At 50.4% G+C, this 21,775-nt stretch carries 13 protein-coding genes and 2 rRNA genes; 2 read left to right on the top strand and 13 right to left on the bottom strand.

What is annotated here, in order from left to right; genetic code table 11:
* Positions 1-58: 58 nt before the first annotated feature.
* The 4 genes from RQP18_RS01430 to RQP18_RS01415 all read right to left on the bottom strand — a co-directional run bounded on the left by RQP18_RS01430 (position 59) and on the right by RQP18_RS01415 (position 6,999).
* Positions 59-2,938: ribosomal RNA gene (locus RQP18_RS01430) — 23S ribosomal RNA — on the bottom strand.
* Positions 2,939-3,172: 234 nt separating this feature from the next.
* A 16S ribosomal RNA gene (locus tag RQP18_RS01425) occupies positions 3,173-4,725 on the bottom strand.
* The 16S and 23S rRNA genes sit together here, the layout of an rRNA operon.
* A 436-nt stretch (positions 4,726-5,161) precedes the next feature.
* Positions 5,162-5,932 carry a KinB-signaling pathway activation protein gene (locus RQP18_RS01420; protein WP_342388396.1) on the bottom strand — a complete coding sequence of 257 codons (771 nt, stop codon included), beginning with the start codon at positions 5,930-5,932 and terminating at the stop codon, positions 5,162-5,164.
* A gap of 17 nt (positions 5,933-5,949) precedes the next feature.
* The gene (locus RQP18_RS01415) at positions 5,950-6,999 is read right to left on the bottom strand and encodes an Mrp/NBP35 family ATP-binding protein (protein ID WP_342388395.1); all 1,050 of its coding nucleotides are present in this window, start codon (positions 6,997-6,999) and stop codon (positions 5,950-5,952) included.
* 267 nt (positions 7,000-7,266) lie between these two features.
* On the opposite strand from RQP18_RS01415, the gene RQP18_RS01410 reads away from it, so the two are divergent.
* Positions 7,267-8,706, top strand: a complete 1,440-nt coding sequence (locus RQP18_RS01410) for an alpha-amylase (RefSeq protein WP_373446102.1) — start codon at positions 7,267-7,269, stop codon at positions 8,704-8,706.
* A 31-nt stretch (positions 8,707-8,737) separates the two neighbouring features.
* Positions 8,738-10,123 (top strand): alanine/glycine:cation symporter family protein, encoded by a 1,386-nt coding sequence (locus tag RQP18_RS01405; RefSeq protein ID WP_342388393.1) that lies wholly within the window; start codon positions 8,738-8,740, stop codon positions 10,121-10,123.
* Between the two features lie 35 nt (positions 10,124-10,158).
* Here the strand turns inward: RQP18_RS01405 and RQP18_RS01400 are convergent, their stop codons facing one another.
* From RQP18_RS01400 to RQP18_RS01360, 9 genes are all read right to left on the bottom strand, one after another.
* Positions 10,159-11,256, bottom strand: a complete 1,098-nt coding sequence (locus tag RQP18_RS01400; RefSeq protein ID WP_342388392.1) for an NAD/NADP octopine/nopaline dehydrogenase family protein — start codon at positions 11,254-11,256, stop codon at positions 10,159-10,161.
* A 13-nt stretch (positions 11,257-11,269) separates the two neighbouring features.
* Complete coding sequence (locus RQP18_RS01395; RefSeq protein WP_342388391.1) at positions 11,270-12,823, bottom strand: amidohydrolase; 1,554 nt, start codon at positions 12,821-12,823, stop codon at positions 11,270-11,272.
* A 78-nt stretch (positions 12,824-12,901) separates the two neighbouring features.
* Positions 12,902-13,708, bottom strand: a complete 807-nt coding sequence (gene proC / locus RQP18_RS01390; protein ID WP_342388390.1) for a pyrroline-5-carboxylate reductase — start codon at positions 13,706-13,708, stop codon at positions 12,902-12,904.
* An 82-nt stretch (positions 13,709-13,790) separates the two neighbouring features.
* Positions 13,791-14,456 (bottom strand): PAQR family membrane homeostasis protein TrhA, encoded by a 666-nt coding sequence (gene trhA / locus RQP18_RS01385; RefSeq protein WP_373446155.1) that lies wholly within the window; start codon positions 14,454-14,456, stop codon positions 13,791-13,793.
* Positions 14,457-14,509: 53 nt separating this feature from the next.
* A complete protein-coding gene (locus RQP18_RS01380) occupies positions 14,510-15,655 on the bottom strand; it encodes a UTP--glucose-1-phosphate uridylyltransferase (protein ID WP_342388389.1) in 1,146 nt (381 codons plus the stop codon).
* A 100-nt stretch (positions 15,656-15,755) separates the two neighbouring features.
* Positions 15,756-17,057, bottom strand: coding sequence for a pyrimidine-nucleoside phosphorylase (locus RQP18_RS01375; protein ID WP_342388388.1), 1,302 nt, complete (start codon positions 17,055-17,057; stop codon positions 15,756-15,758).
* Between the two features lie 17 nt (positions 17,058-17,074).
* On the bottom strand, positions 17,075-18,211 hold the full coding sequence (locus RQP18_RS01370; RefSeq protein ID WP_342388387.1) for a glycosyltransferase family 4 protein: 1,137 nt from the start codon (positions 18,209-18,211) through the stop codon (positions 17,075-17,077).
* 16 nt (positions 18,212-18,227) lie between these two features.
* The gene (locus RQP18_RS01365; protein WP_342388386.1) at positions 18,228-19,376 is read right to left on the bottom strand and encodes an NAD-dependent epimerase/dehydratase family protein; all 1,149 of its coding nucleotides are present in this window, start codon (positions 19,374-19,376) and stop codon (positions 18,228-18,230) included.
* Positions 19,377-19,544: 168 nt separating this feature from the next.
* Positions 19,545-21,770 (bottom strand): TRAP transporter permease, encoded by a 2,226-nt coding sequence (locus RQP18_RS01360; RefSeq protein ID WP_342388385.1) that lies wholly within the window; start codon positions 21,768-21,770, stop codon positions 19,545-19,547.
* Between the last annotated feature and the right edge of the window lie 5 nt (positions 21,771-21,775).

Genomic DNA, 21,775 nt, shown 5'->3' with positions numbered 1-21,775 from the left:
CATTCAAAACCGGATAGAAACAATGCGCTGCGCAGAAAACCAACACGGTTTTCATTAATTGAATAAGTCATCGATCGATTAGTATTCGTCCGCTGAATGTGTCGCCACACTTACACGCCGAACCTATCCACCTCATCATCTCTGAGGGATCTAATGGGGAAATCTCATCTCGAGGGGGGCTTCATGCTTAGATGCTTTCAGCACTTATCCCGGCCATACATAGCTACCCAGCGATGCCGTTGGCACGACAACTGGTCCACCAGTGGTATGTCCATCCCGGTCCTCTCGTACTAAGGACAGCGCCTCTCAAATTTCCTACGCCCACGACGGATAGGGACCGAACTGTCTCACGACGTTCTGAACCCAGCTCGCGTACCGCTTTAATGGGCGAACAGCCCAACCCTTGGGACCGACTACAGCCCCAGGATGCGATGAGCCGACATCGAGGTGCCAAACCTCCCCGTCGATGTGAACTCTTGGGGGAGATAAGCCTGTTATCCCCGGGGTAGCTTTTATCCGTTGAGCGATGGCCCTTCCATGCGGAACCACCGGATCACTAAGTCCGTCTTTCGACCCTGCTCGACCTGTATGTCTCGCAGTCAAGCTCCCTTATACCTTTACACTCTATGAATGATTTCCAACCATTCTGAGGGAACCTTTGAGCGCCTCCGTTACTCTTTGGGAGGCGACCGCCCCAGTCAAACTGTCCACCTGACACTGTCTCCCGCCCGGATCACGGGCGCGGGTTAGAATCTCAACATCACCAGGGTGGTATCCCACCAGTGCCTCCATGTAGACTGGCGTCCACACTTCATCGGCTCCCACCTATCCTGTACAGGTGAGGTCAAGATTCAATATCAGGCTACAGTAAAGCTCCACGGGGTCTTTCCGTCCTGTCGCGGGTAACCTGCATCTTCACAGGTACTATGATTTCACCGAGCCTCTCGTTGAGACAGTGCCCAAATCGTTACGCCTTTCGTGCGGGTCAGAACTTACCTGACAAGGAATTTCGCTACCTTAGGACCGTTATAGTTACGGCCGCCGTTTACTGGGGCTTCGATTCGCACCTTCGCTTACGCTGAGCGCTCCTCTTAACCTTCCAGCACCGGGCAGGCGTCAGCCCCTATACGTCACCTTTCGGTTTGGCAGAGACCTGTGTTTTTGATAAACAGTCGCTTGGGCCTATTCACTGCGGCTCATGTCTCCATGAGCACCCCTTCTCCCGAAGTTACGGGGTCATTTTGCCGAGTTCCTTAACGAGAGTTCGCTCGCTCACCTTAGAATTCTCTTCCCAACTACCTGTGTCGGTTTGCGGTACGGGCAGTGATATATTCGCCAGCAGCTTTTCTTGGCAGTGTGAATCCACAGCTTCGCCTACTAGATTTCGGCTCCCCGTCACACCTCGTCGTTGGCACAGGGCGGATTTGCCTACCCTGCCGACTCGATGCTTGGACGTGCTCTTCCTTCCGCACGCTCTGCTTCTCCTCCTGCGTCACCACTTCACTCAAACACATATCACCGGTACAGGAATTTCTGCCTGTTGTCCATCGCCTACGCGTTTCCGCCTCGGCTTAGGTCCCGACTAACCCAGAGCGGACGAGCCTTCCTCTGGAAACCTTAGTCATTCGGTGGACGGGATTCCCACCCGTCTTTCGCTACTCACACCGGCATTCTCACTTCCAATCGCTCCACATGTCCTCACGGTCATGCTTCCCTGCCATTGGAACGCTCTCCTACCATCAATATAATTGATCCACAGTTTCGGTAATATGTTTAGCCCCGGTACATTTTCGGCGCAGCGTCACTTGACTAGTGAGCTATTACGCACTCTTTAAATGATGGCTGCTTCTAAGCCAACATCCTAGTTGTCTGTGCAACGCCACATCCTTTTCCACTCAACATATATTTTGGGACCTTAACTGGTGGTCTGGGCTGTTTCCCTCTCGACAACGGACCTTATCACCCGCTGTCTGACTCCCGTGCATCACATCTGTGGCATTCGGAGTTTGTCTGAATTCGGTAACCCGGGATGGGCCCCTCGTCCAAACAGTGCTCTACCTCCACGATGCTAACACGAGGCTATACCTAAATATATTTCGGAGAGAACCAGCTATCTCCAGGTTCGATTGGAATTTCTCCGCTACCCACACCTCATCCGGTCACTTTTCAACGTAAGTCGGTTCGGCCCTCCATCCAGTGTTACCTGGACTTCAGCCTGGACATGGGTAGATCACCTGGTTTCGGGTCTGCAACCCCATACTAAACGCCCTGTTCAGACTCGCTTTCGCTGCGGCTCCGCATCCTCTGCTTAACCTTGCATGAAATCGCAACTCGCCGGTTCATTCTACAAAAGGCACGCCATCACCCATAAACGGGCTCTGACTACTTGTAAGCACACGGTTTCAGGTTCTATTTCACTCCCCTTCCGGGGTGCTTTTCACCTTTCCCTCACGGTACTGGTTCACTATCGGTCACCAAGGAGTATTTAGCCTTGGGAGATGGTCCTCCCGGATTCCGACGGAATTCCTCGTGTTCCGCCGTACTCAGGATCCACCGCAACCTTGCATCGCTACGCATACGGGACTGTTACCCCCTATGGCCGGCCTTTCCAGACCGTTCTGCTCGCGATGCGCAGTATCATCGGTGTCCTACAACCCCAGCCGAAGCTGGTTTGGGCTCTTCCCGTTTCGCTCGCCGCTACTCAGGGAATCGATTTTTCTTTCTCTTCCTCCGGGTACTAAGATGTTTCAGTTCCCCGGGTCTACCTCTGTCCGGCTATGTATTCACCGGACAGTCGCACTAATGTGCGGGGTTCCCCCATTCGGAAATCTCTGGTTCAACGCTTACTTACAGCTCCCCAGAGCATATCGGTGTTGGTTCCGTCCTTCATCGGCTCTTGGTGCCAAGGCATCCACCGTGCGCCCTTCATTACTTAATCGCAATGAAATTGTGAGTGTGCCAGCCGAAGCTGACACAACGCGTGTTTTTTTGAACTCTTTCGGTTCTCGGTTTTCTACGCTAGATTTTCGGTTAAAAATCATTTTTCGCATTGTTTCTATACGGTTTTCAATGTACATGGAGAATAGCCAAATAAGACCATTCAAAACTGAATACAATATGTCAACGGTTCCGCTACATCTGCCGGAGCAGATGTCTCCTGTAATATCCTTAGAAAGGAGGTGATCCAGCCGCACCTTCCGATACGGCTACCTTGTTACGACTTCACCCCAATCATCGGTCCCACCTTCGACGGCTGCCCCCCAAAGGGTTGGCCCACCGGCTTCAGGTGTTACCGACTTTCGTGGTGTGACGGGCGGTGTGTACAAGACCCGGGAACGTATTCACCGTGGCATTCTGATCCACGATTACTAGCGATTCCAGCTTCATGGAGTCGAGTTGCAGACTCCAATCCGAACTGAGAACAGTTTTATGGGATTCGCTCAACCTCGCGGTCTGGCTGCCCTTTGTAACCTGTCCATTGTAGCACGTGTGTAGCCCAAATCATAAGGGGCATGATGATTTGACGTCATCCCCACCTTCCTCCGGTTTGTCACCGGCAGTCTCACTAGAGTGCCCAACTGAATGCTGGCAACTAGTAATAAGGGTTGCGCTCGTTGCGGGACTTAACCCAACATCTCACGACACGAGCTGACGACAACCATGCACCACCTGTCACTCTGCCCCGAAGGGAAGCCCTGTCTCCAGGGTGGTCAGAGGATGTCAAGATTTGGTAAGGTTCTTCGCGTTGCTTCGAATTAAACCACATGCTCCACCGCTTGTGCGGGTCCCCGTCAATTCCTTTGAGTTTCAACCTTGCGGCCGTACTCCCCAGGCGGAGTGCTTAATGCGTTAGCTGCAGCACTAAGGGGCGGAAACCCCCTAACACTTAGCACTCATCGTTTACGGCGTGGACTACCAGGGTATCTAATCCTGTTTGATCCCCACGCTTTCGCACCTCAGCGTCAGTTGCAGACCAGAGAGCCGCCTTCGCCACTGGTGTTCCTCCATATCTCTGCGCATTTCACCGCTACACATGGAATTCCACTCTCCTCTTCTGCACTCAAGTCCGCCAGTTTCCAATGACCCTCCCCGGTTGAGCCGGGGGCTTTCACATCAGACTTAACGAACCGCCTACGCGCGCTTTACGCCCAATAATTCCGGATAACGCTTGCCACCTACGTATTACCGCGGCTGCTGGCACGTAGTTAGCCGTGGCTTTCTGGTCAGGTACCGTCACCCGACGGGCAGTTACTCCCGTCGGCGTTCTTCCCTGACAACAGAGTTTTACGAGCCGAAACCCTTCTTCACTCACGCGGCGTTGCTCCGTCAGACTTTCGTCCATTGCGGAAGATTCCCTACTGCTGCCTCCCGTAGGAGTCTGGGCCGTGTCTCAGTCCCAGTGTGGCCGATCACCCTCTCAGGTCGGCTACGCATCGTCGCCTTGGTGGGCCATTACCCCACCAACCAGCTAATGCGCCGCAGGCCCATCCACCAGTGACAGCCAAAAGACCGCCTTTCAACTTCCCCACCTGTGTGGAAAAGGATTATCCGGTATTAGCCACGGTTTCCCGTGGTTATCCCGGTCTGATGGGCAGGTTGCCTACGTGTTACTCACCCGTCCGCCACTCGCGTCACAGGAGCAAGCTCCTGATCCGCGCGTTCGACTTGCATGTATTAGGCACGCCGCCAGCGTTCATCCTGAGCCAGGATCAAACTCTCCATAATTGGAAGTTCTCTGACTCCGTTGCGGTTTTACTTGTCGCCCAAGTGAATGCCGGAGCATTCGTTTTTTTCGGAATTAACGTTGACATATTGTCATTCAGTTTTCAATGTTCTCTGTTTTGACTGCTTAATAATTGTAGCATTTGAGCAATTTGTTTGCAACCACTTTTTTCTTTCTTTTTGGTTGCCTCGTTCACTCTTTGTTGTTTCTTCGCCGTTTTCAGCGACTTCTCTATCATAACACGTTGACGTTTTGTTTGCAACCACTTTTTTAAATTCTTTTGAAGTGACTCGCTGTTCAACGCTCGTGTTTTGTCGTCTCTGTTTCAGCGACTTTCATATCATACCAAGTTTAACAGGCGAGTGTCAACGATTCCTCCGATTTTAAAATTGTAGTGTTACACCATAATAAAAAGGCAGTGCTTTGCACTGCCCTCAATCACTTGCCCTGACGGTCTTTTTGCCGTGTCTTGTTTTTATAATTCATTGTGTTTCTCTGCTTGCCCTGCGCCTTTTCCTTGTTCTTCTGTGCCGTTTGTTCCTGTTCCCTCTCGGTCCTCTTCTGTTCATTGATATCCGCTTTTGTCATTCTACCGCGTTCAACCTTCTCTTTTTCGGATGCTTCTATATATTTCGGAAGCATCAGCAGCTGGAATGCGTTGCAGACGATTAGGGTGAAGACCGATCTATAGATCCATGACGTGTCTTCTACAGTTATGAATGGAATGAGTGTAACGGATGTCATGAATATCATGTAGAAGAGAGCCGGGATGAAAAGCTGGGTCCCTGGCGACTCCCTGTCCTTCCATCTAGCCACGATGAATCCTGAAACGATGACAAGGATCGGTATCCATATATAGCTCCATACCTGCCCCGCTTCAGCACCTACCCTGTAGAACCTGACATAGAACAGGTCAAATGCAGCATACATGACAAGCAGCAACTGCACATAGGGCCACAGCTTCCTGAATATGCCCATGCCAAGGGGGTGGAGGAACAGATATATGAAGAAAGCGACCTGGCTGACCGTGGCAATCAGAAGGCCATAGCCCAGGAACCAGATCAATCCGGCAAAGAATTCACCAAACTGGCCCTCAAGCAAATAACGCGTTACATTCTGGTATTCTGTGACCAGACTGACGATGGCCGTGATCACCATGCCAAGGAGAAGCGTTCTAAAATAAAATCTGACTAGGTATTTCGATGTCATACTGTGATTCCTCCGCGCTATTCGCCCTCTTTGATTACATTGTCTGCGATGTTTCTGTATATTTCACCGATCTTATGCTCTTTTGTATATACGGAAGGCGCGAAATCTGTTTCATTCCATTCCGGCTGTCCGAGTGGCAGCTGTCCGAGCAGTGGGGCCTGCAGTTCCTGCGCGAGCTTCTCCCCGCCACCTTTACCGAAAACGTATTCCTTCTCCTGTGTCAGTTCACTCTCGAAGTAGCTCATGTTCTCGATTACCCCGATGATGTCGTGGTCCGTATGCTGTGCCATCGCACCTGCCCGTGCAGCTACAAATGCAGCTGTCGGATGTGGTGTCGTCACAATGATTTCCTTGCTGTGCGGCAGCAGCTGGTGGACATCCAATGCCACATCGCCTGTTCCTGGCGGGAGGTCAAGCAGCAGATAGTCCAGATCTCCCCATTCCACTTCATTGAAGAAGCTGCTGATCATCTTGCCGAGCATCGGGCCTCTCCAGATGACCGGCGTGTTCTCTTCGACGAAGAAAGCCATGGAAATGACTTTCACTCCGAAACGCTCTACCGGTATGATGGTCTGGTCTTCAATACCCGGCTTTTCAGTGATGCCCATCATGTCCGGGACACTGAAGCCATAGATATCCGCATCAATTATGCCGACCTTCTTACCTTTTTCAGCAAGTGCTACCGCCAGATTGACTGCGACAGTGGATTTTCCCACTCCGCCTTTGCCCGAAGCCACGGCGATAAATTGGGTATTGTTGTCCTTGAAACGATTTTCGACTTCACTGCCTGAAGTGCCACGATGCTTTTCTATCACTTCTTCATCCAGTTCATCAAACCTCAGCCCGACTGTTTCAGCACCCTCTTCTTTCAGCAGATTGACGACTTTCATCTGCAGGTCCAGCTGTTCCTGACCACCAAGTCGGCCGATTGCGACTTTGACACTCACATGGTTCTTTTCTTCCTTGATGCTGATTTCCCTAATGCCGCCTGTTTCCTTAATTGGCACATTAAGTATCGGATCATCTATATTACCAACTATTTCTTCCACTTGCTCTTTAGTGACCATTTAAATTCTCCTTTTATGCCTAGATTCAATATTATCATGATAACATATCCCGATATCTATAAAATAAAAAAGTTCCAAACACTTTGTGTATGCCCGACCGGATTTCAATTTAATTTTATTTGAGGAAAAAAACGGATGCTTTGTATGTTATAATTATTTATATTTTCAGACTAATACCATGAAGTTTTTTGGTTACATGTGTTCTAAAAGGGCTATATGTTGGGTACGAACTATAGAAAGGACTTTAATGATATGAATTTTACACTCATGCAATATTTCGAATGGCATCTGCCAGCCGATGGTGCCCACTGGGACCGTTTAAAAGAGAGGGCTCAGGAAGTGAAGGACATGGGAGTCGACGCAGTTTGGCTGCCACCGCCGACCAAGGCGGACCATCCCTCCAATCAAGGGTATGCCGTATATGATGTCTATGATCTGGGAGAATTCGACCAGAAGGGGGAAGTCCGGACGAAGTACGGTACACGCAAGCAGTTGGAGGCAGCCATCGCAGCGTGCAAGGAAGCAGACCTTCTCGTCTACATCGACCTCGTCATGAACCACAAAGCAGGAGGAGACGACACGGAAACATTCCAGGTGATAGAAGTGGATCCCAATGACCGGGAAAAGGAAATATCCGAACCCTTTGATATCGAAGGATACACGCAGTTCAAATTTCCCGGACGAAAAAAGAAATACAGCGATTTCGAATGGAACTTCACTCATTTCGTCGGTGTCGACTACGATGCAAAGGAAGACCGTACCGGCGTGTTCAAGATCGTAGGGGAAGATAAGGACTGGAGCGACAATGTAGATGATGAACACGGCAATTTCGACTATTTGATGTATTCGGATATAGATTATGACCATCCGGAAGTCAAAGAAGAAATGATCGAATGGGGCAAATGGATCACCGATACATTGGATGTGGATGGCTTCAGGCTTGATGCAGTGAAACATATCGACAGCAAGTTTGTCGCCGAGTTCATCGAAGCAGTAAAGGAACATGCTGAACGGGATATATATTTCTTCGGAGAATTCTGGAACCCGGAGATCGAAGCCAATGAAGGATTTCTGAAAGATGTGGAATTCGACATCGACCTTTTTGACGTCAAGCTGCACTATAATCTCTTCGAGGCGGCAAACGAGAAGGAAAACTATGATCTGACTCAGGTTTTCGAAGGAACACTTGTCGAAGAAAACCCTTGGAATACTGTGACGTTCGTCGATAACCATGACACCCAGCCTGGTGAGTCACTCGAATCTTTTGTGGCTGACTGGTTCAAACAATCGGCCTATGCGCTGATACTGCTCAGGCGGGACGGCTATCCATGTGTATTCTATGGAGACTACTACGGGATAGACGGAAATTATGACAAAGAAGGCATGGCCGCTGCGATAGACCCGCTGCTCCATGCGAGGCACAAGCGGGCTCTCGGGAAACAGGAGGATTATTTCGATCATCCCGATACCATCGGCTGGGTCCGCTTCGGCGAAGAGGCGGTCGAAGGTTCAGGTTGTGCTGTCATCATTTCCAACGGCTTGGAAGAAGGCTTCAAAAAGATGTATGTCGGCGAAGCACACAGTGGTGAAGAATGGGTGGACTTTACCGAAACCCGTTCGGATACGGTAACCATTGATGACGAAGGCTTTGGAGAATTCCATGTCGACAGCCAAAGTGTCAGTGTCTATGCGCTTCCTGATGAATAATTTTAAAATCCTGGTTTAGAGGAGAGATCATATGGAGACCATCACAGCAATATCTAGTTTTTTATGGGGCTATCCCATCATCATCCTGCTGTTCTTTACAAGTGTATATCTCACTTTCAGACTAAAGTTTTTCCAATTCGTCTATCCCCTGTACATCTTTAAGCAGACTATAGGAAGGGTGGGGAAAAAGACGAAGGGCAAGGGGACAATCACACCTTTCCAGACTTTGACCACCGCCCTGTCCTCCACAATCGGGGCGGCCAATATCGTCGGAGTGCCTGTAGCCATCATGCTCGGTGGCCCCGGCGCCGTCTTCTGGATGTGGGTCATCGCCGTATTCGGGATGGCTCTGAAATTCGGTGAAACTGCTCTGGGTGTACATTACAGGGAACAGAACGCGGCAGGAGATTATGTAGGAGGCCCTACATACTACATGAAGAACGGAATCAAATGGCCGATGGTTGGAAAAATCCTTGCCGCCTGGTACGCCACCTTCCTCCTTATAGAACTTGTTCCGAGCATCATGGTGCAAAGCAATTCAGTTGCCAGCACCATCCAGGAATCTTTTGATTTCAGTCCGCTGATCACCGGCATCATCATTGCAGTTGCCGTAGGCATCGTGGTATTCGGGGGAGTCAAGCGTATCGGGAAGGTTACATCCTTCCTTGTACCCTTTATGGCGGGCTTCTACATCATTGCAGGCCTGATCATCATCTTCATGAACATCACTGCAGTGCCTGATGCCTTTGCTCTCATCTTTACAGAGGCATTCAACCCGACTGCCGCACTTGGCGGCGGGGCCGGCGCGGTACTCGCAGAGACGATACGCTGGGGCTTCGCCCGCGGCATCTACAGCAATGAAGCCGGTCTGGGTACGTCTCCGATCGCCCATGCGGCAGCCAAGACCGACCACCCCATCCGCCAGGCTTTCTGGGCTGTCATCCAGATCATTGTAGATACCTTGATCATCTGTACGATTACAGCCCTCGTCGTCATCATGACAGGAGTTTGGCAGGATAGCGACGCGCATGAGGACAACGTCAGGGAAGCACTGACAGCCCGTGCATTCGGAGAAGCATTCGGCCCAATCGGCAACTCGGTCGTCTCCCTCGCACTTGTCATCTTCGTCTTCTCCACAATTACAGTGGTCGTCTTCTATGGTGCCAGACAGGCAGAGTATCTTTTCGGACTTTGGGCCGGCACGGTAATGAAGGCCGTCTATGTCGTATCCATCGTCATCGGTGCAATAGGTGGCGCCACAGTACTCTGGGCATTCCTGGACTTGACCCTGTTCTTTGTCATACTGCCAAATATAATAGCGGTCATACTGCTGTCGCCGAAAATCATTGAATTGAAACGCGAATTCTTCAAGTCCGATGATTATTATCAGAAAGATATAAGGGAAGAGAACTCCTGATGAAAAAACCTCTGACATCTGTCAGAGGTTTTTTGTTAATCCCGTGTGTGATTGTATCTCATGAGCTGGTTCAGCTGTTCTGCATCTGTTTTCTCTATGCCCAGCTTGCTCAGGGTGACGCCCTGCTTGAAATAATCCCGGTCAAGCAGCACACCTGTCAATGTGATTACAGCATCCATCACAGGCGTTTCCACTTCCACCATGTCCCCGATGCTGGCCCATAGAACCAGACCGTTGGAGACATCTTCAGTTACATAGCGGTTCTCCAGATTCGTCGGCCCGACGATATCCTGCAGCACTTTGGAGCTGTTGTACTGCTCCAGCAGGCTCATTCCGTCTTCGAAATAGCCGCTTCTTACACTTCTCTCGGATTTCGAAAGGGCTTCAAAGCCCAAGGCCCTGCATATCGCCTGCCGTTCCTCGTCGATGCGGTGGATGACATTCACTGTATGCTCCGTGATGCCTTCCTTATATAGATAGAATTCGTCTCCGGCATAGTCGATCCGGCCTGCGTTCAGTATGGAGGGACCTGGGTGGCTTTCCGGATTGCCGTTGTTGAGTGTTGTCTCAAGGATATTTTCAGCCGGTTTAAGGTGATCGTACATCCGGTTGAATACTTCGAGCATCTCTTCTGTATGGCGGGAAGGATATGCCGCAAACAGATTGTGCCTGTTGTAGGCGATGAGCTGTGCCTCATTCTTTTCAGGGAAATACCGCGAAGCATACGTAAGGGACATTGTTTCCCCTACTTTGACATCCACGTCCGCTTTCATATTGTGCAGTACACGCTTGAAACGGATGCTGCACATTGCACTTGCGCTGTTAATCATAATATACTGCCCGTCTTCGAGATATGGTGCAATATTTTCTGCAACGGGTTCGATGGCCGTGGATGGTATGGCAAGCATGAGTACATCCTGATCATGCACCGCTTCAGCGACTTCCCTCGTGAACTTGTGAATCCTTACTGGGGATCCATTGAAGTTGATTTCACCTGTTTCTTCAATCTTGCTCAAGTCCCTACTGGACTGCGGAGATTGGTACAGAGTGACCGTGTGCCCTCTTTCAGTCATATCTGCAGCGGCGGTGATGCCACCATGTCCTGCACCGAAAATGCTAATTTTCAAACCCATCAAACCCCTCCTTCTAATTATGTGAATCGTAGACGGTGGTGCCGTCGATGATTGTCTTTTCCACTTTTGCTTCGAGCAGTTCATCCGCTTCGACCGTCATGACATCCCTGTCAAAGATGGCGAAGTCAGCATAATATCCGGATGCAATGAGCCCTGCCCGGTCCTCCCTGTTGATGATTGCCGCAGCGTTATGTGTGTACATTCTGAATGCATCATGCCGGCTGATGCGTTCACCCTCATTATACACGCCCGTCTCCCCTTTGCGTGTGACCAGTGTATGGATGCCGAGCAGCGGATTGACCGCTTCTATCGGGGCATCCGATGATCCGCCGAGCAGGAGACCGTGCGCCTGCATCGTCCGGAAAGCATAGAGATATTCCATCCGTTCTGATCCAAGGTAGGATTCGACCCATGGCATGTCGGATGTCAGGAAGGTCGGCTGAACATCACAGATGACGGCCAGTCTCGACATCCTTTCGATCAGCGAGGCATCCAGCAGGCTGCAGTGGATCAGACGGTCATGCTTTCCTTCCGGGACCGGATACTTCTCGATCGCATCCACCACCAGTTCACATGCCCTGTCACCGATGACATGCACTGCAATAGCGTCTCCATTGGCCCTGGCTTTCCTGACCAGTGACTCGAGTGCTTCGACTGAATGGATCTGGATGCCATGGTCATCCGTCCCTTCATATGGTGCTTTGACCAGCGCCGTCTTGCCGCCGAAGGCACCATCCATGAACAGCTTCATCGCGTCTTTTTCGACCCATCCTTTGAGGAAGGAGGGGGCGTCCCGGACCATCTCATCATAGACGGCTTCATGCCTGAGCAGATTGACCCTGAATTTCTTCCTGTCCGGACCGAGCGTCTTCATATAGGCTTCAAGCGGCAGCTCGTAGGGCCCGTAATAGGACATGTCCTCCGTATGCACATTTGTGATGCCGTAAGTATACAGGTAATCCACTGCCACTTCGATATCCTCGCTCAGCGACTCTACATCATCATCGACCGTCGCCGCCCTGAGCGCTTCGAATGCCTTATCATAGGCCCAGCCCGTCAGATTTCCATCTTCATCACGTTCGTAATAGCCACCTTCAGGATCCTCTGTCGAACCATCCAGCCCCAGCAGTTCCAACCCCCGTGTATTGACCAGGCCGGCATGCTGGCACACCCGGGTGACCAGTGTCGGCCTGTCCGTCAGTGCATCCAGTTCATCATGGGACATCCGGTATTGATCCGGGAAGTTGTTTTCATCGTAGCCAAGTATCAGATTCCACTCGTGTGTCGATTCGAAATCATTGATCAGGTGCTTCATTTCATCTATATCCTGCACTTCATGAAGTGCGAGGGACTTCAGCTTCTTTCCCAGCATGATCAGATGCTGGTGGGTATCTGCGAGGCCGGGAAGCATCGTCTTCCCGCCGAGATCCACCAACTCATCAGCTATGCTGCCGAGTGCTGCTGTGCCTGTCCGAAGGATTATGCCGTCCTCCTCAAGTACCGCCTCCACAGTATCCCCAGGCGCTTTCATCGTATGGATTATGCCGTTATAATACAGTGTCTTCACTTTGCTCCTCCTCACAAAAAATGCTTCATATACAGTTTATATGAAGCATTCCCCATTCTACACATTTATGCTCTGATGCTATTCGTCATCCTGACTCAATTCTTCACTGCGGTTCGCTGCAGCATTCAATGTTGCAGTGAGTATCTCTTTGATGCCTTCTCCATCAAGGGCATTCAGTCCGGCTTCAGTTGTACCATGCTTTGAAGTGATGTTTTTTCTGAGCTGACTGAACGGCAATTCGGAGTCCTCCACCATTTTTCCAGCTCCAATCACAAGGTTGCGTGTCAGGAACAGCGCCTCTTCCTCATCAAACCCGAGCTCCATCAGACTTTCGGCATATTTTTCATATATATAGTACAGGAATGCCGAACCGGACCCGGTTGCTGCAGTAATATTGTGCATGACGTCCTCTTCCACCACTACGGTCGTCCCAAAACTTTCCATGAGTTCGACCAGTTCATCCTTGTCCGGGAAGTTTTCGGAGTAGCTGATTCCGCTGACCGAGTGCTGGACCATGGCGTTTGTGTTCGGCATGAGCCTCGCAATCGGATTTTCCGTTTTCAGCTCCCGCCGGATCGTCTTGATCTGTGTACCCGCCATGACAGATACGATTTTTGTCTTTTCCTCCAGATGCGGACGGATTCTTTTGGCAACATCCGGAAAGCTCTGCGGCTTGCTGGCCAGGATGACATAATCAGCACCATCCAGCAGTTCTGCATCGTCATATGAAACATTGACCCCAAGATTCTCCTTGAAGAACATGATCTTTTCCTGCTGGCTTCTGCTGGTCAGATAGATCTGATCCGGTTTCACGACGTTATTCTCTATCATGCCAATGAATATGGCACTCGCCATGTTACCCGCACCGTAAAAGACAATTTTCATCGAATCAACTCCAATTTTGATTTTAACAACAGTACCTATCATAACAAACTGAATAAAAAAATCAAAAGCGAATATCTATTCATCAGTGGATGTAGAATACTATGCCCACGTAGTGCAGGAAGCTCGCCACAATGATGAAGAAGTGCCATATCATATGAAAGTATTTCCGCATCTTCTGTGCATAGAACCATGCACCGACAGTGTAGCTCACTCCGCCAAGCACGAGCATGAGCAGGAACATCCAGTTGGTGTTATTGAAGATATGCGGGAAGAAGATGACCGCCATCCAGCCCATGACCAGGTAGAATCCAAGGCTCACCTTGCTGTTGACCTTCGGGCTGAGCACCTTGTACAGGATGCCGAAAACGGCCGCTGCCCATTGGATGATGAGCGTAACCATTCCCCAAGTGCCACCGATGACCGAGAGGGCGATGGGCGTATACGTCCCCGCAATTGCGACATAGATCAGGCTGTGATCCACGAGGCGCATGATGTACTTATGCTGGGTGTTATGTGCCATCGAATGGTAGAGCGTCGATGTCAGGAACATGAGCAGAATGCTGATGACGTAGATTGAACCGCCCACCGCATGCATGGTGCCTCCCTGCACATACATGTAGACCGAGGTGAATGGCAGCAGTCCTATGAATATGAGTGCTGCTACGCCATGGCTTACACTGTTTCCCACTTCTTCCCCAAAGGACAGGGGTACAATGTGTTTCAGGGAATCTCCGAGCTTCTCACCCATTCCCTGCTTCTTCCAGTATAGACTTTTGGGAGGTCCGTTCTGGCGGATGAACATCATATCAGTCCTTCATCCATAAGGTCCCTGTATGCAGTCTCGATACTGTCCTTGCCCACCTTGTTCTTAAGTGGGGAGAACTCTCCCTTGCGGTCCACCTGGAGTGTCATATGCGTCTTTGCATGTCTGAAGGCGTCAAAATAGAACTTCTCGAACTTGAGACCTTCCTCTTTGACGACCTGGAGGGTCCTGTTCATATGTTCCAGCTTCTTCAATGCCAGATGATAGGGCATCTTGACATCTGCCGCCTTCTCGAGGAAATCAGTGCTGAACACATGGATGCCGATATTTCCATTTTTGAAAGCATCCCCCTCGCCTTCAGGAAGTTCGGTATACTCCACCACGCTCTTCTCTCCGTTGACAAGACACAGCCGTCCCACACTCTCACCCGGTTTTGGTGCGATCGATTTCGAGGTCACTTCGTTGCCATTTTGAATATGAAGGCCCACAAGCAGCGGGTCTGCCACTTTCACTACGACATTATCGACATTGTTCATGAACACATGACTGATGCCTCTGGATTTCATATCTTCCAGCATGCCGCTATGCTTCAGTGCACCGAATATTCCGCCGTTGCCATTCGGCGTCAGCATGATGTTCTTGCTTTCGCTGATCAGCAGTTCCCCTTCTTTCGATAAGGCCGGGAAGTGCTCCTGCCTGAAGAAATGGATGTTTCCGGGCTCCAGTCCAAAGTGGCGGTGCTCCTCGAAAAATTCGAGTGTCTCCCCGTGGTTGACATCGCTCGTCATGATGTACCACTGCACCGGCGTCTTCGCCTTTTCTTCAAATGCCTTCAGCTGGGCAGCCTGGAGTTCGAAAAGAGAACGTCCTTCGAAGGAGAATGTCCCCTTCGGCCCCTGATGCTCGAGACGTGTGCCCTGGCCGCCTGCCATCAGAAGGACGGCTACCTGCCCTTCGGCCATGGCCTGGTATGCAACATCCTCCAGCATGTCACCCTCCAGTTCGTCAGGTGTCACGTAGGGCACCTCTTTGATGGACTCCATATCCACACTCTTCGGATTCAAGTATACATCTTCATAAACCGCTTTAATTTCATCGGTGTCAAGCGCCTGATATTGCGCGTCAAGCTTCTCCTGGTAGCTTTTCTCCATCAGTTCATATTGAGGTATCCAGTTTGTTATCATCTTTGGCCTCCACAAATCTTTTCCTCCATTATAATGCAAATCGGGAATACTGTAAAAATAAACGGAAGTGCATGGAAAAAGGCTCCCGAGGGAGCCTTTTCTATTCTGTAATGACCTGTTTGATCAATTCGATTTTATTTTCCTTGCTGCCGATCCTGTAGTTATCAAGGATTTTCAGTTCAACTTCCCCGATGTCTTCAGAGTTGCTGTGGATTACAGCAATCGTATCACCCTGCTCTACACGGTCGCCGACTTTCTTCTTCAGTACGATACCGACCGCAAGATCGATTTCATCTTCTTTCGTCTGACGTCCTGCGCCAAGCATGGCAGAAGCGATGCCAATTTCCTCGGCAGCAATCTCTTCCACGAAGCCACTGTCATCCGCCTTCACTTCGAACTGGTATTGGGCTTGCGGCAGTTTCGATACATCGTCGACGACAGAGGCGTCACCGCCCTGGTTTTTCAGGAATACTTTGAATTTCTCGAGTGCCTGGCCATTATCGATGACTGCACGCAGTTTGTCCTTTGCTTCATCGAGGGATTCTGCAGCGCCGCCGAGCACCGCCATCTGGGCCCCGAGTTCAAGGCAGAGCGCCGTGAGATCCTCCGGACCCTCCCCCTTGAGCGTGTCGATGGCCTCTTTTACTTCCAGAGCATTGCCAATGGCATAGCCAAGGGGCTCAGACATGCTTGAGATGATGGCCATTGTATTGCGTCCGACATTATTTCCAATGGAAACCATCGCACGTGCCAATTCGACTGCGTCCTCTTCATCCTTCATGAATGCACCATCACCCGTTTTGACATCGAGGACGATGGCGTCTGCACCTGCTGCAATCTTCTTGCTCATGATGGAACTCGCAATCAGCGGAATGGAGTTGACTGTCGCTGTAACATCCCTGAGTGCATAGAGTTTTTTGTCCGCCGGTGTCAGATTGCCGGATTGGCCGATGACCGCCACCTTGTCACGATTGACGATGTCTGTGAATTCCTGCTCGGTGATCTCGACATGGAAACCTTCGACCGCTTCCAGCTTGTCGATTGTTCCCCCCGTGTGGCCGAGCCCACGGCCGCTCATCTTCGCGACCGGTACATCGAGTGCCGCAACGAGTGGTGCGAGCACAAGCGTCGTCGTATCACCGACACCGCCCGTGGAGTGCTTGTCGACTTTCACACCTTCGATTGCTGAAAGATCGACCTCATCCCCCGACTTCACCATGGCCATCGTCAAGTTCGCACGCTCTTCCTGGGTCATATCATTGAAGAAGATCGACATGAGCAGACTGGATACTTGATAGTCTGGAATGTCTCCATCTGTATAGCCTTTAATGAAATGTTCGATTTCTTCCTTGGATAATTCTCCTCCGTCACGCTTTTTTGCGATAATATCTACCATGCGCATAACCATCTTCCTTTCCCTTACATATTTCTGCTACCGACAGAGTGTCTGTCCCTTGCTTCCATATAGAAGTCGATCAGGCGCTGGGATGTCTTATCCCATGCATAATCCAGTGCTTCGTTCCTGGCATTCCTTCTCATCGTCTCAAGCTTCTCTTCATCTTCAAGAACGGATACTGCTTCCATCATACTGTCCAGGTCTTCATTTTCATAAAGCATGCCGTTGACGCCATGATGTACCTGTTCATTCGTTGGTCCGCTCTTCGCACCGATCACCGGCAGGCCGGAAGCCATCGATTCGAGAATGACCAGTCCCAGCGTTTCCGAAACCGAAGGGAAGATGAAGGCATCTCCGGTGGCGAAGGCTTTGGATAACTCTTCACCGTGGACGAAGCCGGTAAACACTGTATTGGTTCCTTTGAACCGTTTCTCTATATCCGCCCGGGCAGGCCCATCACCGATGATCGCCAGGCTGATATCAGGACGCTTCTCCAATAGGGGCAGCAGCTTGTGGATTTCTTTTTCGACTGCTATCCTGCCGATGAACACAAGCAGTTTATTGGATGGGTTCCCCCCCGTCAGCCTTTCCCTCATCCCTTCATCCCTGTAGTCGGGGTGCCGATGGATGACGTCCACACCACGCGGAATGATGTCCAGCCGTTTGATGCCCTGTGCATCCAGTTCGTCGCGGATGGCTTTGGATGTCACCAGATTGAGGTCGGCATTCTTGTGATTGCGCTTGATGTACCACCAGAGGAGTGGTTTGGCCGGTTTGTAGATCTTGTAGTAGTCCAGATATTTCGGCAGATGCGTGTGATAGGAGGAGACCAGAGGCAGGTCCAATTTCTGAGCGGCTTTGACTGCGCTTGTTGCAAGGAGTATGGGATTTACTGCGTGCACAACGTCCGGCTGGAATTTCTTCAGTTCATGATACACTTTTCGGGAAGGGACTCCCCATTTACGATACCTGTAAAAAGGGAAAGTGATCGGCTTTACGCCGACCACTTTCGCACCCTTATAGTCATATACACCAAGATCTGGGGCAATGACCAGAACTTCGTGGCCCTCCCGTATAAAATAGTCTATCGCTTTTGTCAGTCTCGTCACGATGCCATCCGTCGATGGCAGGAATGTTTCTGTGACAATGGCTATCTTCATACGGCTCTACCTCTCCTTACTTCCAAGTCACTTTCGGAAGGACGTTGTCTACAATAATGCGGTCCTTGTGTTCGAGGGCTTCCTGGAGGATTTCCTTAAGTACGTCCTGCGTGAGCAGATATGGTTCAAGGCCCAGGTCGATCAGGTTTGTATTGACCGCATTATAGTAGTGGTCCTCGTTTTCAACACGCGGGTTTTCTATGTTCTTGATGGATGCTTCGATATCAAGATCTTTCGCAGCCTGCTGTGTCTTTTCGGCAAGCTCCTGTACGGAGAATGATTCCGTGAACTGGTTGAACACCCTGAACTCTCCCTGATCTGCAGGGTTTTCGGCAGCAATTTCAACACAGCGTACCGTGTCTCTGATGTTCAGGAATGCACGTGTCTGGCCGCCTGAGCCATACACTGTCATATCATGGCCGATTGCTGCCTGGATGAGGAAGCGGTTGAGCGCCGTTCCGAACACGCCATCATAGTCCAGACGGTTCGCAAGGATAGGATCCTTCTTCGTTTCCTCCGTATTCAGACCATAGACGACACCCTGGTTGAGGTCTGTTGCACGGATGCCCCAGATTTTGCATGCGAACATGATGTTATGTGTGTCATGCACTTTCGTAAGGTGATAGAAAGAACCCGGCTGTTTAGGGAATGGCAGGGTATCTTTCCTCCCTTTATGTTCGATTTCAATATAGCCTTCTTCAATATCGATGTTCGGCTGGCCATACTCTCCCATTGTACCGAGTTTGATCAGATGGCAGTCCGGTTCAAATTCCTTGATTGCATAAAGTACGTTGAGGTTGCCGAGCACGTTGTTCTGTTGCGTATATACCGCATGCTGGCGATCGATCATGGAGTATGGTGCTGAGCGCTGTTCAGCAAAATGAACAAATGCCTCTGGACGTTCATTTTTGAATACAAGGCTCAGGAAATCATAGTGATTAAGGTCACCTTCATAGACTTTGATCTCTTTGCCGGTGAGCTCTTTCCACTTATCCACACGCTCCTCGAGAGAGGCGATCGGTGTCACGGAATTGGAGTGCAATTCATTATCGATCTCACGTCTCACCAAGTTGTCCACGATGGTTACATCATGGCCCTTCTCGGAAAGATACAGGGCTGTCGGCCATCCACAGAAGCCGTCCCCTCCTGCTACTATAATTCTCATTTGAAAATCCTCCGCTTCAAGTGTTATTTTCAATATTCGCAGTATACCGCTAGTATACAATAACCATTATAAAGATATTTGCATCGGGGGACAAACTTTTATCATCAGATTGTGTAATTGCCCACAACAAAAAACAACCGGGGAATTCAGTTTTCCCGGTTGTTTCCATCAAGCCGCCTGTGCGGCACGCTTGTTTCTCCTTCTTTTATAGAGCTGGAAAAGGACCAGCAGTATGAACAGTCCAACGGCGATGCCGTCCGTAACGAAGTCGCTCTGGATGAACAGCAGGGCCGTGGCCGCCGCCGCCACCCTTTCGATGATGCTGTAACGGGTAAACATGTAATTCTGGATGAATGAAGCAAATGTCGCCATGCCGATTGCTGCAGTAATGACAGCCCATGCCATTTCAATGGCTGTGGCATCAGTGATCAGCAGTATGGTCGGGTTGATTGCGAACATGAAGGGTAGGAGCAGGGCAGCCGAGTCATATTTGAAGCCCTGGACCCCGGTCCGTATCGGGCCGGCATTTGCTATGCCCGCCGTGGCGTATGCCGGCAGATTGATCGGTGGCGTATCATCAGCCAGAACCCCGTAATAGAGTACGAACAGGTGGGCCACAATGACCGGCAGCCCAAGGTCGGTAAGGACCGGGGCGATGACTGCGGCCAGTACCACATAGGTCGCAGTCGTCGGTAGTCCCAGTCCGAGCAGCAGACATGCAAATACTGTAAGTACCAGTGCAATGTATACGTTGGTGTTGTCCGTAATCATGAAGTTCGGCAGCCAACCTTCGATCGTATCGGAAAATTCGATGACGATGCGCGTAAACTTCGTGGACAGGCCGCTGGTCGTTATGACACCGATCAGTATCCCTGCTGTCGCACAGGCGACGATGATGCTGAGAGCGTTCCGGGATGCAGTATCAAAACCTTCCAGCAACTCTTTGAAACCATACTCCGACTTCACTTTATCCTGTTTCATCGAACGCTGGAACAGACCGAATAGGAAGGCCACAAGAACACCGCCTAACACCATGGTGAAGATCGAATCCCTCCACCGGATTGTCTGGCTGTTGAAAACTCTTGTACCGAAAACATCATTCAATGCAACCAGACCCTGGTTGAGGTAACCAATCAGGTACTGCATGGCGAATGCCACGGCAAGCAGTATTGCCGCATAGAGTATCGTCCGTCCCAACCGCTCTTTGAAGCGGTATGTGAAAAGTGCAATGATGATCATCGCTATAATCGAATAGAAGGCAGACGCGTTGACTGATGCCCGTTCTATCACAAGGTAATAAAGCAGGATCAGTATCGGCACCAGCATATAGCCCTGGGTCATGATCAACTTCCGTGCAGAAGCCATTTCAGAGCGTTCCATACCGGCAATCCCATGCTTGCTCGCTTCGAAATGCACCATGAACAGTATGCCTACATATGCAAGAAGTGCAGGAATGAATGCACTTTTGATGATTTCATAGTAGGGAATGCCTGTAAATTCCACCATGATGAATGCCGCGGCACCCATGACCGGAGGCAGGAACTGTCCGCTGGAGGAGGCAGCAACTTCGATACCGCCGGCAACATGCGATGGAAAGCCCACCTTTTTCATCAGTGGGATTGTAAATGTTCCCGTCGTCACCGCATTTGCAGTTGAACTCCCGGAGATACTCCCCATCATGCCGCTGGCCACAACACTCGCTTTGGCAGGGCCACCTTTGAATTTGCCGAAGCCCCTGATGGCAAGATCGATGAACATCTTTCCGGCTCCGGTCGATTCAAGTATGGCTCCAAATAATATGAAAATGAAAACGAATTGGGCAGATGCATATATCGGCGTTCCGAATATCCCGTTGCTCCGATAGACGATTTCATAGACGAAGCGGGAAAAGTCGCCGCGGTTATGATAAAAATCTCCAGGCATGAATTCGCCGAGAAAGAAGTATCCCATGAATATTGCTGCAATGATGATCAACGGCAGGCCGACCACGCGCCGGGTGGCTTCGATGACGATCACGACGAACACTGCACCGATGATCAGGTCGACTGCAGTCGGTCTTGCGGACATAATTGCTTCTGCAGTCTGACGATTGATCAGATAGATTCCTATTGCCAAAGAAAGCACAGCAAGCAACAGGTCGTACCATGGAATCGTCTTCTGATTCATCCCCTTTTTGATCGGGTAGATGAGGAAAGCGAGTATGACCCCCAAAATGAGATGGACGACCAGGAAAGTCCGGGAACCGATGCCGGGCAGTCCGAATCCCGCCACATAAAGGTGGAAGAAGGCCAGACCGATGGCTACGATGCTGACCAGCATCCCCATCTTCTTTCCAAGATCCCTGTCGCTCCCCTCAAGCTCCCTGATCATTTTCTTCTGTTCATTTTCTTCCATTTGAT

Origin of the sequence: Salinicoccus sp. Bachu38, from assembly GCF_038561955.2 — a bacterium.
GTDB lineage: Bacteria > Bacillota > Bacilli > Staphylococcales > Salinicoccaceae > Salinicoccus > Salinicoccus bachuensis.
Note: the sequence above shows the minus strand (reverse complement) of the source record. Positions and strands in the feature narration are given on the sequence as shown.

Excerpts from the sequence above, each read along its gene's own strand:
- RQP18_RS01420 (WP_342388396.1), bottom strand. The coding sequence starts at position 5,932 with ATGACATCGAAATACCTAGTCAGATTTTATTTTAGAACGCTTCTCCTT.
- RQP18_RS01415 (WP_342388395.1), bottom strand. The coding sequence starts at position 6,999 with ATGGTCACTAAAGAGCAAGTGGAAGAAATAGTTGGTAATATAGATGAT.
- RQP18_RS01410 (WP_373446102.1), top strand. The coding sequence starts at position 7,267 with ATGCAATATTTCGAATGGCATCTGCCAGCCGATGGTGCCCACTGGGAC.
- RQP18_RS01405 (WP_342388393.1), top strand. The coding sequence starts at position 8,738 with ATGGAGACCATCACAGCAATATCTAGTTTTTTATGGGGCTATCCCATC.
- RQP18_RS01400 (WP_342388392.1), bottom strand. The coding sequence starts at position 11,256 with ATGGGTTTGAAAATTAGCATTTTCGGTGCAGGACATGGTGGCATCACC.
- proC (WP_342388390.1), bottom strand. The coding sequence starts at position 13,708 with ATGAAAATTGTCTTTTACGGTGCGGGTAACATGGCGAGTGCCATATTC.
- trhA (WP_373446155.1), bottom strand. The coding sequence starts at position 14,456 with ATGGGTGAGAAGCTCGGAGATTCCCTGAAACACATTGTACCCCTGTCC.
- RQP18_RS01380 (WP_342388389.1), bottom strand. The coding sequence starts at position 15,655 with ATGATAACAAACTGGATACCTCAATATGAACTGATGGAGAAAAGCTAC.
- RQP18_RS01375 (WP_342388388.1), bottom strand. The coding sequence starts at position 17,057 with ATGCGCATGGTAGATATTATCGCAAAAAAGCGTGACGGAGGAGAATTA.
- RQP18_RS01370 (WP_342388387.1), bottom strand. The coding sequence starts at position 18,211 with ATGAAGATAGCCATTGTCACAGAAACATTCCTGCCATCGACGGATGGC.
- RQP18_RS01365 (WP_342388386.1), bottom strand. The coding sequence starts at position 19,376 with ATGAGAATTATAGTAGCAGGAGGGGACGGCTTCTGTGGATGGCCGACA.
- RQP18_RS01360 (WP_342388385.1), bottom strand. The coding sequence starts at position 21,770 with ATGGAAGAAAATGAACAGAAGAAAATGATCAGGGAGCTTGAGGGGAGC.